This is a genomic window from Palleronia sp. THAF1, assembly GCF_009363795.1.
GTDB lineage: Bacteria > Pseudomonadota > Alphaproteobacteria > Rhodobacterales > Rhodobacteraceae > Palleronia.
In genome coordinates this window covers 661001-674484 of the sequence record NZ_CP045420.1, presented here as the reverse complement: position 1 = coordinate 674484, position 13484 = coordinate 661001, and the positions used below count along the sequence as shown (strand labels likewise).

General features: G+C 63.7%; 8 protein-coding genes. 4 read left to right on the top strand and 4 right to left on the bottom strand.

The window, feature by feature from the left end; genetic code table 11:
* Positions 1 to 66: 66 nt before the first annotated feature.
* The gene (locus tag FIU81_RS03325) at positions 67 to 2598 is read right to left on the bottom strand and encodes a GcvT family protein (protein ID WP_124111522.1); all 2532 of its coding nucleotides are present in this window, start codon (positions 2596 to 2598) and stop codon (positions 67 to 69) included.
* A 174-nt stretch (positions 2599 to 2772) separates the two neighbouring features.
* Here FIU81_RS03325 and FIU81_RS03320 point away from each other — a divergent pair, with 174 nt between their 5' ends.
* The 4 genes from FIU81_RS03320 to FIU81_RS03305 are packed head-to-tail and all read left to right on the top strand — an operon-like array spanning position 2773 to position 8229.
* Complete coding sequence (locus FIU81_RS03320) at positions 2773 to 5601, top strand: molybdopterin-dependent oxidoreductase (protein ID WP_124111521.1); 2829 nt, start codon at positions 2773 to 2775, stop codon at positions 5599 to 5601.
* A gap of 49 nt (positions 5602 to 5650) precedes the next feature.
* The gene (locus FIU81_RS03315) at positions 5651 to 6394 is read left to right on the top strand and encodes a 4Fe-4S dicluster domain-containing protein (protein ID WP_124111520.1); all 744 of its coding nucleotides are present in this window, start codon (positions 5651 to 5653) and stop codon (positions 6392 to 6394) included.
* 4 nt (positions 6395 to 6398) lie between these two features.
* Positions 6399 to 7250 carry a dimethyl sulfoxide reductase anchor subunit family protein gene (locus tag FIU81_RS03310; RefSeq protein ID WP_124111519.1) on the top strand — a complete coding sequence of 284 codons (852 nt, stop codon included), beginning with the start codon at positions 6399 to 6401 and terminating at the stop codon, positions 7248 to 7250.
* Between the two features lie 7 nt (positions 7251 to 7257).
* Positions 7258 to 8229: an aldose epimerase family protein gene (locus FIU81_RS03305; protein WP_124111518.1), complete on the top strand. Its 972-nt coding sequence runs from the start codon at positions 7258 to 7260 to the stop codon at positions 8227 to 8229.
* A gap of 12 nt (positions 8230 to 8241) precedes the next feature.
* On the opposite strand, the gene FIU81_RS17060 is transcribed toward FIU81_RS03305, so the two are convergent.
* The 3 genes from FIU81_RS17060 to FIU81_RS03290 form a co-directional block, all read right to left on the bottom strand.
* Positions 8242 to 10383 carry a calcium-binding protein gene (locus FIU81_RS17060; protein WP_216644275.1) on the bottom strand — a complete coding sequence of 714 codons (2142 nt, stop codon included), beginning with the start codon at positions 10381 to 10383 and terminating at the stop codon, positions 8242 to 8244.
* Between the two features lie 183 nt (positions 10384 to 10566).
* Positions 10567 to 12045, bottom strand: a complete 1479-nt coding sequence (locus tag FIU81_RS03295) for a mannose-1-phosphate guanylyltransferase/mannose-6-phosphate isomerase (protein ID WP_124111516.1) — start codon at positions 12043 to 12045, stop codon at positions 10567 to 10569.
* A gap of 44 nt (positions 12046 to 12089) precedes the next feature.
* Positions 12090 to 13475: a phosphomannomutase gene (locus FIU81_RS03290; protein ID WP_124111515.1), complete on the bottom strand. Its 1386-nt coding sequence runs from the start codon at positions 13473 to 13475 to the stop codon at positions 12090 to 12092.
* Positions 13476 to 13484: the final 9 nt, after the last annotated feature.

Genomic DNA, 13484 nt, shown 5'->3' with positions numbered 1-13484 from the left:
CTTCACCGTTCCGGAAATATCTCGGGGGAGCGCCCGTAAGGGCGCGGGGGCAGAGCCCCCGCAGCCTCAGCCATCAACGCGGATTGTCTCGTTCTTCGGGTCGTAAGGGCTGTCTTCGGTCACTTCGGCGTCCCACAACTCGCGGAACATGCGGACCTTCAGCTTGGTGCCGGGTTCCGCCAGATCGGGGCGGACGTAGCCCATGCCGATGGACTTGCCGAAGGCCACCGAATACCCGCCCGACGTCATGCGCCCAACCTTTTCGCCGTCGAGCAATAGCGCCTCACGGCCCCACGGATCGGCGTCCGATGGACCATCGACCAGCAGCGTGACGCATTTCGACCGAATGCCGGTTTTCTCCATCGCCGCCTTGCCGCGGAAGTCCTTTGACATATCCACGAAGCGGTCCAGACCGGCCTCCAACGGCGTCGCATCGCGTCCCAATTCAGTGCCAAAGGCGCGATAGCTCTTTTCCTGCCGAAGCCAGTTCTGGGCGCGCACGCCAACCGGTTGCAGGCCGTGCTTTTCGCCCACCTCCATCAGCCGGTCGAACAGGTGGTTCTGCATCTCGACAGGGTGGTGCAGCTCCCAGCCCAGTTCCCCGGTGTAAGCCACGCGGATCGCGGTCAGCGGCACCATGCCCAGCTCGATCTCGCGGGCCGACAGCCACGGAAACCGCTTGTTGGACAGGACGGTCGCGGGATCGGCGTCGCGCACCAGCTCATTCAAAATGGCGCGAGAGTTTGGCCCGGCCAGCGCAAAACAGCCGTATTGCGTGGTGACGTCCTGCAGGACCATGGGGCCGAACTCGGCGAACTTGTCCTCGATCGCCTTCGCCAGATTGTCGCGGTCGTAGTCGGCCACGCCACCGGCAGAGACGAGGTAGAATTGATCTTCTGCCTGCCGCACGATGGTGTATTCGCTGCGGATCGTTCCGGCGTCGGTCAGCGCGTAGGTCAGGTTGATGCGACCCACTTTCGGCAAGCGGTTGGTCGTGTACCAGTCCAAGAACGCCGCAGCGCCAGGCCCCTTGATGACGTGCTTGGCGAAAGCCGACGCGTCGATCAGGCCCGCGGTCTCGCGGATCGCTTGCGCCTCGTTGCGCGCATACTCCCACCACTTGCCACGGCGGAAGCTGCGAGAGTCGTGGTCCGAGAAATCGACGACCGAACGGCCCTTGCGGTCCACGTCGCCGGTGTCGGGGTCGATGGCGAAGTAGTTGGGCCGCTCGAACCCGTTAACGCAGCCGAACTGCGCGCCCAGCGCCTTCATGCGGTCGTAGCAGGGCGCGGTGCGCAGGGGGCGCGCGGCAGGGCGTTCTTCGTCGGGGTGGTGCAGGATGTAGACGTGCTCGTAGGCTTCCTCGTCTTTCTTCGAGGACCATTCGGTGGTGGTCCACTGCCCGAAGCGACGGGGATCAAGCGACGCCATGTCGATCTCTGCCTCGCCCTCTACCATCATATCGGCAAGGTATTTGCCCGCGCCACCGGCGGCGGTGATGCCAAAGCTGAAGCCTTCGGCCAGCCACATGTTGCGCAGACCCGGCGCAGGGCCGATCAGCGGATTGCCATCGGGCGTATAGACGATGGGACCGTTGAAATCATCCTTGAGACCCACGGTTTCCGAGGTCGGAATCCGGTGGATCATCGACATGTATTCCTCTTCGATCCGGTCCAGATCGAGCGGGAACAGGTCGGCGCGGAAGCTGTCGGGCACGCCGTAATGGAAGCGCGAGGGCGCGTTGCGCTCGTAAGGGCCCAAGATCCAGCCGCCACGCTCTTCACGCACATACCACTTGGCATCGGCGTCGCGCAGAACGGGGTGTTCGCCGTTCTCCTTGCGCCACTCCACAAGTGCGGGATCGGGTTCGGTCACGATATATTGGTGCTCGACCGGAATCGCGACGCTCTTGATCCCCAGCATCCGGGCGGTGCGCTGAACGTGGTTGCCGGTTGCGGTCACCACATGCTCTGCGCGGATGACCTTCTGCTCCTCAGAGGGGATGAGGTTTCCGCCCTTTTCCACCATCTTGGTCACGGTGACCTTCCAGTGATCGCCTGCCCATTCATAGCCATCGACCTGCCAGCGCCGCTCGATCGTGACGCCGCGCTGACGCGCGCCCTTGGCCATCGCCATCGTCACATCGGCGGGGTTAATGTAGCCATCGGTCGGGTGATAGATCGCGCCTTCCAGATCCTCGGTCCGCACAAGCGGGAACCGCTCGGCAATCTGGCCCGGCGTCATCCACTCGAACGGCACGCCAACCGACTCGGCGGTGGAGGCGTAGAGCATGTACTCGTCCATGCGCTCTTTCGACTGGGCCATGCGCAGGTTGCCGACCACGTAAAAGCCAGCGTTCAGGCCGGTTTCCTCTTCCAGCGACTTGTAGAACTTGATCGAGTAATCGTGGATCCACGTCGTCGCGTAGGACATGTTGAAGTAGGGCAGAAGACCCGCGGCGTGCCAGGTCGAGCCGGAGGTCAGCTCGTCCCGCTCCAGCAGCATGACGTCGTCCCACCCGGCGCGCGCCAGATGATAGGCGATGGAGGTTCCCACCGCGCCGCCGCCGACCACCAGCGCCTTGACCTGATCCTGCATAGCATGCGTCCTTCGACTTACGTTTCGCTGCCCCTTTAACGCGGCACCGCGCCCGTCCACAGGCGTCCGCCCGACCGTCCGCCTGCGATTTGCGACATGAGCGCAACCGGCGGCGCGATGCCGCACCGTGCGCGCCCCCTTTTCGCCGGTCCGATGCTCTGCCAGAGATAGGGCATGGACGGTGAACCGCATTTCGATCCGCACCCCTCACCGGGGGACGAGGTCCGCAAGACCACCTGCTACATGTGCGCCTGCCGTTGCGGGATTGACGTGCATATGAAGGGTGAGAAGATCGCCTATATCGAAGGCAACCGCGACCACCCCATCAACAAGGGTGTGCTGTGCGCCAAGGGCGCTGCGGGCATCATGCAGCACGAGTCGGCGGCACGGTTGCGGGCCCCGTTGCGCCGTGTTGGGGCGCGAGGGGACGGCAAGTTCGAAGAGATTTCCTGGGACGAGGCGCTTGGCATCGTGGCCGAACGCTTGGGCCGCATCCGCGCGGACGACCCGAAGAAGCTGGCCTTCTTCACCGGGCGTGATCAGTCGCAGTCGTTCACCGGCTACTGGGCGCAGATGTTCGGAACGCCGAACTACGCGGCCCACGGCGGCTTTTGCTCGGTCAACATGGCCGCCGCCGGCCTGTATACCTTGGGCGGTGCGTTCTGGGAGTTCATGTCGCCCGACTGGGAGCGGGCCGAGGTCTTCCTGCTGTTCGGCACAGCGGAAGACCACGACAGCAACCCGATCAAGCTGGGCCTGTCCAAGCTGAAAGAGCGCGGCGCCAAGATCATCGGCGTGAACCCGATCCGCACGGGCTACAACGCCATCGCGGATGAATGGGTGGGCATCACACCCGGCACCGACGGGTTGTTCGTGCTGTCGCTGATCCATTGCCTGCTAAAGGCGGGCCGCATCGATCTGGACTACCTGTCGCGCTGGACCAACGCGCCTTGCCTGCTGGATGGCGATCCCAAGTCCGACACCTACGGCCTCATCCTGCGCGACGACGATGGCAAACCGCTTGTCATGGACCGCGCCACCCGCAAGCTGGCCGCTTGGGACGCGCCGGGAGTGAAACCCGACCTTGCTGGCAAGATGCGAAAGGCGGGGACCACGCACCGATCCGTCTTCTTGGAACTGTCCGAACGCTACCTGTCAGACGACCACGCGCCCGAGCGCGTCGGCCCGAAGTGTGGGATCGACCCCGCGCAAATCCACCGCATCGCCGCAGACCTCGCCCACGCGGCGTTCGACAAATCGTGGGAGCATCCGCAGGAGTGGACGGACTTTCGCGGCGAAACGCACGCCTCGGTCACCGCCCGCCCCGTCGCGATGCACGCCATGCGCGGGATCTCTGCCCATTCCAACGGCTTCCAGACGGCGCGCGCGATCCACTTGCTTCAGGTGCTGCTCGGCTCGGTCGACGTGCCGGGCGGCTCGCGCTTCAAGCCGCCCTACCCCAAGCCCGCCAGCGCCCATCCCAGACCCTGCGCCAAGGGTACGGATCGGCGCGCGTTGGATGGCCCGCATCTGGGCCTGCCGCAGGGGCCCGACGACCTACTGGTGGATGACGACGGCCAACCCCTGAGACTGGACAAGGCGTTCAGTTGGGAAAATCCGCTGTCGCTCCACGGCCTTATGCATATGGTCATCTCGAACGCCTACGCGGGAGAGCCGTACCAGATCGACACCCTGTTCCTCTATATGGCCAACATGGCGTGGAACTCTTCCATGAACACCGCGCAGGTCATGGGGATGCTGGAGGACCGCGACGAAGACGACAACTACCGCATCCCCTTCATCATCTATTCCGACGCCTATTCGTCAGAGATGGTTGCCTACGCCGACCTCGTTCTGCCTGATACGACATATCTGGAGCGGCACGACTGCATCTCGCTGCTCGACCGCCCCATATCCGAACCCGATCACGCCGCCGACGCCATTCGCTGGCCCGTGGTGGAACCCGACCGGGACGTGCGGCCCTTCCAATCGGTCCTGGTGGACCTTGCCAATCGTCTGGAATTGCCCGGGTTCGTGCAGGACGGCGAACCGCTCTACACCGACTACGCCGACTACATGGCCAACCACGAACGCCGTCCCGGCGTTGGGCCGCTGGCGGGATGGCGTGTGGGCGACACCGGACTGACGGACGGTCGCGGCGCACCGAACGGCAGCCAGATCGACGCCTACATCGCGAACAGCGGCTTCAAGACCTTCACCGTTCCAGAAGCGGCGCGCTTCCTCAAGCCGTTCAACACAGCGTGGTGGGACTGGTCGCAGACCATGGGCTTCACCGACGCGCCCCAGCCCTACCTGTTCGAACTGTGGTCCGAACCCCTGCGCCGTTTCCAGGCGGCGGCCGAGGGGATAGGCACACGCCAGCCCCCAGATCACCTGCGCGCCCGGATGGCCCTGACCCACGATCCGCTGCCGATCTGGTACGCGCCGCTGGAAGATGGCCATGCCGATCCAGAGGAATACCCCTTCTACGCCCTGACCCAACGCCCGGCGGCGATGTACCACTCATGGGGCGGGCCGAATGTCTGGTTACGTCAAATTCACGGGATCAATCCGCTCTATGTTCCGCCGAATTTGTGGGAAAAGTGCAAATTTTGCGATGGTGACTGGGCGCGCGTGTCCTCGATCCACGCAGAGATCACCGTGCCGGTCGCGTTGATGGAGGCGCTGAACCCCAACACCGTCTGGACCTGGAATGCCATCGGCAAACGGCGCGGGGCGTGGGCGCTGGACCCGAAAGCGCCAGAGGCGCGAAAGGGCTTTCTGCTGAACCACCTGATCCACGAGTTGCACCCCGAAAAGGGTGACGGTCTGCGCTGGTCGAACTCCGATCCTATCACCGGTCAGGCCGCCTGGTTCGACTGCCGCGTGAAGGTGGAAAAGGTAAAGCCCTCAAAGGTCTCTCACCCGGCGCTGGCGCGGCAGGACAGCCCCGTGGGTAAAGGCCCTGCTTTGGTCGCGCGCGCAACCGGTGGCCGCGAATGATCTTCTTTGTTTTCATAAATACTCATGGCCGCCGCGCAAAGGCAGACGCATGACGGCCCTTCCGGAACGCACCGAGCGCAAGTTGGGCCTCGTGATCGACCTGGACGTCTGCGTCGGCTGCCATGCCTGCGTGATCGCCTGCAAAGCGTGGAACACCGAGAACTACGGCAGCCCGCTGGCCGACGCGGATGCGCACGGCGCCAATCCCTCCGGCGCATTCCTGAACCGCGTCCACTCGTATGAGGTTACGGCTCCCGACCTGCCCCCACGCCTTGTCCACTTCCCGAAGTCCTGCCTGCATTGCGACGACGCGCCCTGCGTTACCGTCTGCCCTACCGGTGCGAGTTACAAACGCAGCGAAGACGGGATCGTGCTGGTCAACGAATCCGAGTGCATCGGCTGCGGTCTTTGCGCTTGGGCCTGCCCATACGGCGCGCGCGAGCAGGACCCGTCCGAGAAGGTGATGAAGAAGTGCACCCTCTGCGTGGACCGGATCGACAACCACAACCTGCCAGAGGAAGACCGCATCCCCGCCTGCGTCCGCACCTGCCCCACCAAAGCGCGCCATTTCGGCGATCTGGGAGATCCCGACAGCGATGTGTCGTTGATGGTGGCCGAGCGCGGCGGCTATGACCTGATGCCAGAGGCGGGAACGCGGCCCGTGAACAAGTACCTGCCCGCCCGCGTGCCGAACGAAGAGATCGACGTGTTGGCACCCCTGCTGGAGCCGATCACCGAAGAGCCCGGCGGCTTTCTGGGCTGGCTGGACCGTGCTTTGACGAAAATGGGCTGACCGAATGCATCCCGCCGCATCGCTGATCGCGTTCACCACCCTGTCGGGTGCAGGCTTCGGCCTTATGGCGTTGTTGGGTCTTGGTGCGGGACCGGTCGAAGGCTGGGCAGGCTTCATGCGTATCGCGCTGGCCATTGTTCTGGCCGGCCTCGGCCTGTCTGCCTCGACACTGCATCTGGGCCGTCCCGAGCGGGCGCTGAAGGCGTTTCGCGAATGGCGCACCTCTTGGCTGAGCCGCGAGGCTTGGCTGGCCGTTGCCACCTTGGCGACCTTCGGCCTTTTCGCCGCGCTAGCGTTGGCGGGCGTCTGGGCGCTACCCCTTGGGATACTCGCGGCGCTGTTGTGCATCGCGACGGTCACCGCCACCGCGATGATTTACGCGCAACTGGCCACCGTACCGCGATGGCATCACTGGTCGACGCCCGCTATCTTCCTGGCGCATGCCGCGACTGCTGGCACGCTTCTGGCCGGGCTCGCTTTGCCCGGCGCGGTCCTGCTGATCGCAACGGGTGCCGCGCAATTCGCGACGTGGCGGTTGGGCGACCGAAGAGCCAGCCCAACGACAACCGGCAGCGCAACAGGGCTTGGGCCGGACACTCGCCCGTTCGAGCCACCCCACACAGGCGACAGCTACCTGACCCGAGAGATGGTGTTCCTCGTGGGCCGCAAACATGCGTTGCGGCTGCGATCAATCGGGCTGGCCTTGGCCTACGCCGCACCACTTGCGTGTCTTGTGCTGCCGGGCGAAGGCGTAACGGTCGCGCTGGCCGCGATCACGCATATCGTCGGAACGCTACTGATCCGCTGGCTGTTCTTCGCACAGGCCGAGCACGTCCTTTCTCACTACTATCGATAGGCCCGCCATGACCGATGAAAACACCATGATCGAACTGCGCAACGATGACCTGCACGTGCATATCCTGCGCCGCGGGGCAGTGGTGCAGGTCGTGCGCATGGTGGGGGATGATTTTTCGGTCACCCTCGGCGCGCCATCGCTGGAAGACTATACCGATCCACCGATGTCCCATTTCGGCGCGGTCATGGGGCCGGTGGCGAACCGCATCGCAGGGGCGTCCGGTCAGATCGACGGGCGCACGATGCAGATGGAAGCTAATGAGAACGGCTGTAACGCCCTGCATTCGGGTGCAGCAGGGCTGAACCTGAAGGACTGGAGCGTTGAGGACCATGGCACGGACCACGTCACGCTGCGCGTGGACTGTCCGGATGGCGAGGGCGGATTGCCCGGCAACCGAGTGTTCCGCGCGCGGTATGCGTTGAATGACGGCACTCTGGTGCAAGAACTCACCGCCGAAACCGATGCGCCGACGTGGGTCAACCTTGCGCATCACGGTTACTGGACGATGCAAGCGCCGACCGGCTGGAGTGGCCAGCGACTGACGATCGCGGCGGATCACTATCTACCCGTCGACGCCGACACGATCCCGACCGGCCAGATCGCGCCGGTCGCGGATACGCCGTTCGACTTCCGCGGTGGCATCCTGCTCGACGCAGATGTGCTTCCCCTGCTGGACCACAATTTCTGTCTGACGAACGCCCCCGGCCCCTTGAGGTTCGCCCTGCGGATGGAAGGCGCTGACCGCGCGATGGAGATGCACACCACCGCGCCGGGCCTACAGGTCTTCGGGATGCACAAGTTCGGGATCGACGGCCCGACTGTCCACGGCGCGCCCTATCCGAAAGGGGCTGCTCTGGCGTTCGAGCCGCAGATGTGGCCCGACGCGCCCGGTCGCGCGGAGTGGCCGTCCATCGTGACGCGCCCGAACATCCCCTATCGTCAGATCACGGAGTACCGTTTCAGCCGCATGGCGCGCTAGGCCGATCAAAGACTAAAAGAAGCTATCTGACTCCGCAGTGCTCGGCTCGAACACGAAAGCATCACTCTGATCCGTGCAGTCCAACGGCGGTACGGATGACGCTTGCGCGAACGTTGGCGGATCGCCTCCGAGCAATTCATACGACTCCAGCAACTCCAGTGGATCGACGCCGGCCGCGATGATCAGGTCACCTCCGTCGCCGCCATCCAGAACATCGTCACCCTCGCCACCGATCAGGGTGTCATTCCCCTCGCCGCCCGCCAGGGTATCGTTGCCGCCGCCGCCCGCCAGGGTATCGTTGCCGCCGCCGCCCATCAGAACGTCGTCTGCCGCACCGCCGAAAACACTGTCGTTCCCGGCACCGGCAATCACCATATCGACAGTCTCGCCGATACTGTTCCCATCCGCATCGGTGTAATCCGCATCGATCACGTCGTTCCCCGCCGTCCCGTCGACCACTGTAGGTGCAGCCCCCGCGCCGAATAGCGCTTCGATCACGGCGACGAAATTCAGTGTCTCGAAATCGTGGAAGGTGACCGAGCCGCCATAAAGGTCCAGCGTCAGCGCGCCATCCTCCAGAGTCCCTGCCGCGACGATGCCCGCAAGGCTCCAGACGGTGCCTCCCACAACGAAGCGGTCGCCATCGGCCCAATCGAAGTCCACGATGTCGGTATGCCCGGCGCCGCCGTCGAAGGTGTCCGCGCCCGCACCGCCGGTAAGCTGATCGAAGCCCGTCCCGGCGTTAAGCCAGTCGTTGCCATCGCCGCCGAACAGGTGATCATCGCCGTCACCGCCGAACAGGATGTCGTCGTCGTATTGACCGAAAAGGTGATCGTCATTGCCGCCGCCGTGCAGAACGTCTTTGCCGGTGCCGCCGTAGATCAGGTCATTCGCCATGTCTTGACCGGTGATGGTGTCGTCGCCGCCGTAACCGAAACCGTAGGCGATCCCGTCCGTCTCATCGAAGGTAACGCCCTCTGGCTGATACGCCTCGTTCCGGACACGCCCCGCGATCAGCACGGTGTTCAGCGTCTCTGCCATGCCGTGCTCTGCGGGGGCTTCGTCCAGAGAGTAGGCATTCATGCCATGGGCAAGAGAGCTTTGGTGCAGGAAGCGCAGGGTTCCGTTCGCGTCGATGACCACGAAGTTTGAGCTCCCCGTCTCCACGCCGGGAAACCATCCAAGGCCGATTCCATTTTCGGCAAACCACTCGTAGGAGCGCGCGAACAGGAAGGCCGCGCTATCGATCTGGTCGATATTGTCGACCACCGATCCGGGCGCGTTGGTTTCGGTGATCAGAATCAGGTCATCGCCGAGCGCCGCGAAATGCGCGGTCAGCAAGGCTTCCAGTTCTTCCGTGGTTTCAGCGCCGTTCGTGCCCGCCCAGCCGGGATAGAAGTGCGACGACCAGACCAGATCGTCACCTATTGCGGCGCGGATAGCCTCGATCACGGTCAGGCCGTCGATGTTCCCTGCGTCCAGCTCGGCGAAACTGGCCGAATAGCGCCAGCCGCCCACCAGGATGTTCGCGTCGATACTGGCGTCTATCGTCGCCGCCAGCTCGATCATATGCGCGCCGTAAAGTTCCAGGAACCGGTCGGACGTATCCCCGTCCAGATCGCCGCCGACCGAATAGCTTTCGGGCTCGTTCGCGATCTCTAACCCGTAGACTGCATCTTTGACGTCCGCGTTGTCGTCCAGCCAAGACAGAAGAGACGACCAGCCTTCCGCCATCCCGTCAAAGATCTCGCCGTCGAGCGCGTCGTAAAGTTCATCGGCAGAGGCGGCATCGTTCCCGCCGCGCTGCACCTCGCCGCCGGCGTAGACGAACAGGATCTCGAAGCCCTCCGCCGCCGCAGCGCTCAGGAAACGCTCATATTGTTCGTGCAGGGTTCCGTCGGCGTTGAAGGAATGCTCGTTGAACGGCATCCGCAGCGTGTTCACCTGCGGAAGCGATTCGCGCAACTTCTGAGCGAACTGCTCTGGATTGCCGTCCATCCCGATGGGGATCGTCTGAAATTCCGAATGCCAGAAATAATACTTGGGGTCAGAGGCGATGTTTGCAGCATAGGTTCCATCGGCTTTATCGATGGCGATCTGATCTTCGGCAATGACCTGAAGGTTGATCATATTGATGTCAGACGTGCTGGTCACAAGGCGCCTCTCGATGCGGTTTCCAGGAGCGCACAGCATATCCGATGCGCCGTACTCTGGATAAAACACACTGAATGACTAAGCCCAGACTGTGGCGCCTTTATGAGACCTTTGTGCCGCCGAAAAGCACCACCTTTGCAAGTGCAGGCGATCACAGCGCCGGCGGGCGGACGACACAACGGATCAGCTTCGCGCGAACATATCTTCGTAGCGCACGATGTCGTCTTCGCCCACGTAAGCCCCCGTTTGCACTTCGATCAGCACCATGGGCACCCGGCCGGGGTTCTCGAGACGGTGTTTGCTGCCCAGCGGAACATAGATGCTCTCGTTCTCAGAGATCAGCCGCACGTCATCATCGACGGTCACGCGGGCAGTGCCTTCGACCACGATCCAGTGCTCCGACCGGTGGACGTGCGATTGCAACGACAAAGCCGCCCCCGGATCCACGACGATCCGCTTCACCTGAAATCGCGTGCCAACGGCAAGCCGTTCGAACCAGCCCCAGGGCCGATGGTCCTTGGTGAATGCATCCGCCTGCATCGCGCCCTTCGCCCTAAGGGCGACGACTGCCTGTCGCACGTCTTGGGTACGCGATCTATCCGCGATCAACACCGCATCGTTCATCGCCACGGCAACGATGTCCTTCAGTCCGATCCCGACGATTTGCATTCCTTCATCCTCGGCCCGCAAAAGCGAGCCGCGGCAGTCGATGGCGGTGGCCCCGGCTCCGGCGACGACCCCGTCGGCATCGGGTCCGCTCTCGCGCCAGATCGCCTCCCATCCGCCAAGATCCGACCAGTGGGCTTCGAAGGGCACGACTGTCAGATTGCTGGCCTTTTCCATCACCGCGTAGTCGATGGAGATATCCGGCAGACGTGACCACGGCTCGACCGCAAGCCGCAAGAAGCCAAGATCGGGCGTTGCTGCATCCAGAGCGTGATACATGGTTTCCGCCATATCGGGGGCGAACGCCTTGAATGCCGCAAGCATATCTGCAGCGCGGAACAGGAAGATACCGGCGTTCCAAAGGAAGTTGCCCTGTGCCACCATCTCTGCCGCACTCAGGGCATCGGGTTTTTCGACGAAGCGCTTCAACGCGACGGGAGCGCCCCCCGTTACGGGAGCGGCGAGTTCCAGATAACCGAACCCGGTCTCCGGACGGGTCGCGACGACACCGAACGTTACCATCTGACCGGCGTCGACCGCCTGAAGACCCCGCGCGACAGCGGCGCGGAACGCGTGGTCGTCGAGAATGACGTGGTCCGATGGCGCGACCAGCAGGACTGCGTCTGGATCGGTGCGCAAAACCTGAAGCGTCGCCGCAAGAACCGAGGACGCCGTGTTGCGCATGTCGGGTTCGATCAAAATCGCGCCGGGATCGACACCGGCCGCGGCCAATTGCTCGGTCACGATGAAGCGAAAGTCGCCGGTCGTCATTACCATGGGGGCCGCGAACGCTATCCCAGAGGACGCGCCCCGCAAGCGTTGCGCACTGGCTTGAAACAGCGATTGCTCCCCCATCAGCGGGGCGAACTGCTTCGGATAGCTGCGCCGAGACACCGGCCACAGACGCGTGCCAGAGCCGCCGCACAGGATGACCGGCGTGACGGTGCGTGTTCCGACGACCTGCGCTTCGTCAGCGGAGAGTGGTGCGATTTTCATACCCACCTTATCCCATGGGACTGGTTAAGGCATTGTTAACGGCCTTACAGCCGCAGTCGAAGAGCGACCCGGCTGAGACAGGTCGCCAGAAGCGCATCTGCTCCCCTCCGGCTATTCGACTGAACATAGACGCGGAACTCCGGCGCGTTTCCCGATGGACGAAGATGGACGACCTGCCCACCATTGAAATACATGCGCAAGCCATCGGTCCTGTCGATCCGCGCGATCTCTCCCAGATCAGCGAAAAGAGCCGCGCGCGCGTGCTTGTCATGGTCGATCCGGGCCAGGAACGCTGCCGATTGCTCAGGCGCGATGTCCTGTATGCTGTCCGTCGCAGTGTGGCACGCGGGCAAGTCGGTGACCAATCGCGCCACCGTGCCACCCTTGAAGACCGATCGCGCCAAGACGGCGACGAGAGGCAAAATCGCGTCCCGCGTCATCAGGGGCTGCATTCCGGACGCCTCGAACCCCAGCAAGAAACCGCCGTTCCCCTCGAATCCAACAACGCGCGCGATCGAATTTTCAGCCAAACGGGCCGCCATCCCCGCGATAACATGCGGCGATCCGATCCGCGTCCGCGTCACATGCGCAAAGCCCAGATCTTCCACCATGTCATTGCTGGAAATCGGCGTGACGACTTCGGTCGCCCCCAAACCCTGCGCCGTCAGAACGCCCAGCACGTCCCCCGACAAGAGATGACCGGTCGCATCGACGAGCATCGGGCGATCACCATCTCCATCCGTCGAGACGACCGCATCCAGACCATGCGCCGCACACCAGTCCGCCAGCATTGCGCGCGTGGCCGACTTCACCGCTTCGGTATCGACCGGAACAAAATCGTGCGAATGCCCCAGCGGCACGACGATGGCTCCGAGAGCGGACAGAACATCCTGCAAGATATCGCGCGCGACCGATGAATGGCGATAAACGCCGACCCTCAGGCCGGTCAGCGCACCCGGCCTGAACCCCGAAACGACGCGCGCGGCATAGGCGTCGGTGACGTTCGTCTTGATCAGCCGGCCGGGTTGCTCGGCCCGCAGAGCCTGTCTCGCGGTGAATGCCGCGACGATCCGAGCCTCGTCCCGCTTCGTGATCTCACCATTCGGCGTGTAGAATTTCAAGCCGTTGCGGTCGGCAGGGATGTGGCTGCCCGTGACCATTACCGCGCCTGCTCCGGCCGCCATGCATGCCTGCGCCAAGGCTGGGGTCGGCAGCCCGCCGCAATCAACGGCCTCAAGCCCCGCCGCCTGAACCGCCCGGATGACGGCGGAAGCGATGTTCGGAGAAGATGGTCGCAAGTCACGCCCGACGAACACCCGCCCGCCCGTTGGACAGGTCGCGTTGAACGCGTGAACGTAGGCGCTGACGACATCCGCGTGCAGATCCCGCACCAGCCCCCGCACACCGCTTGTCCCGAATGAAGGTGCCATTCACCGCCT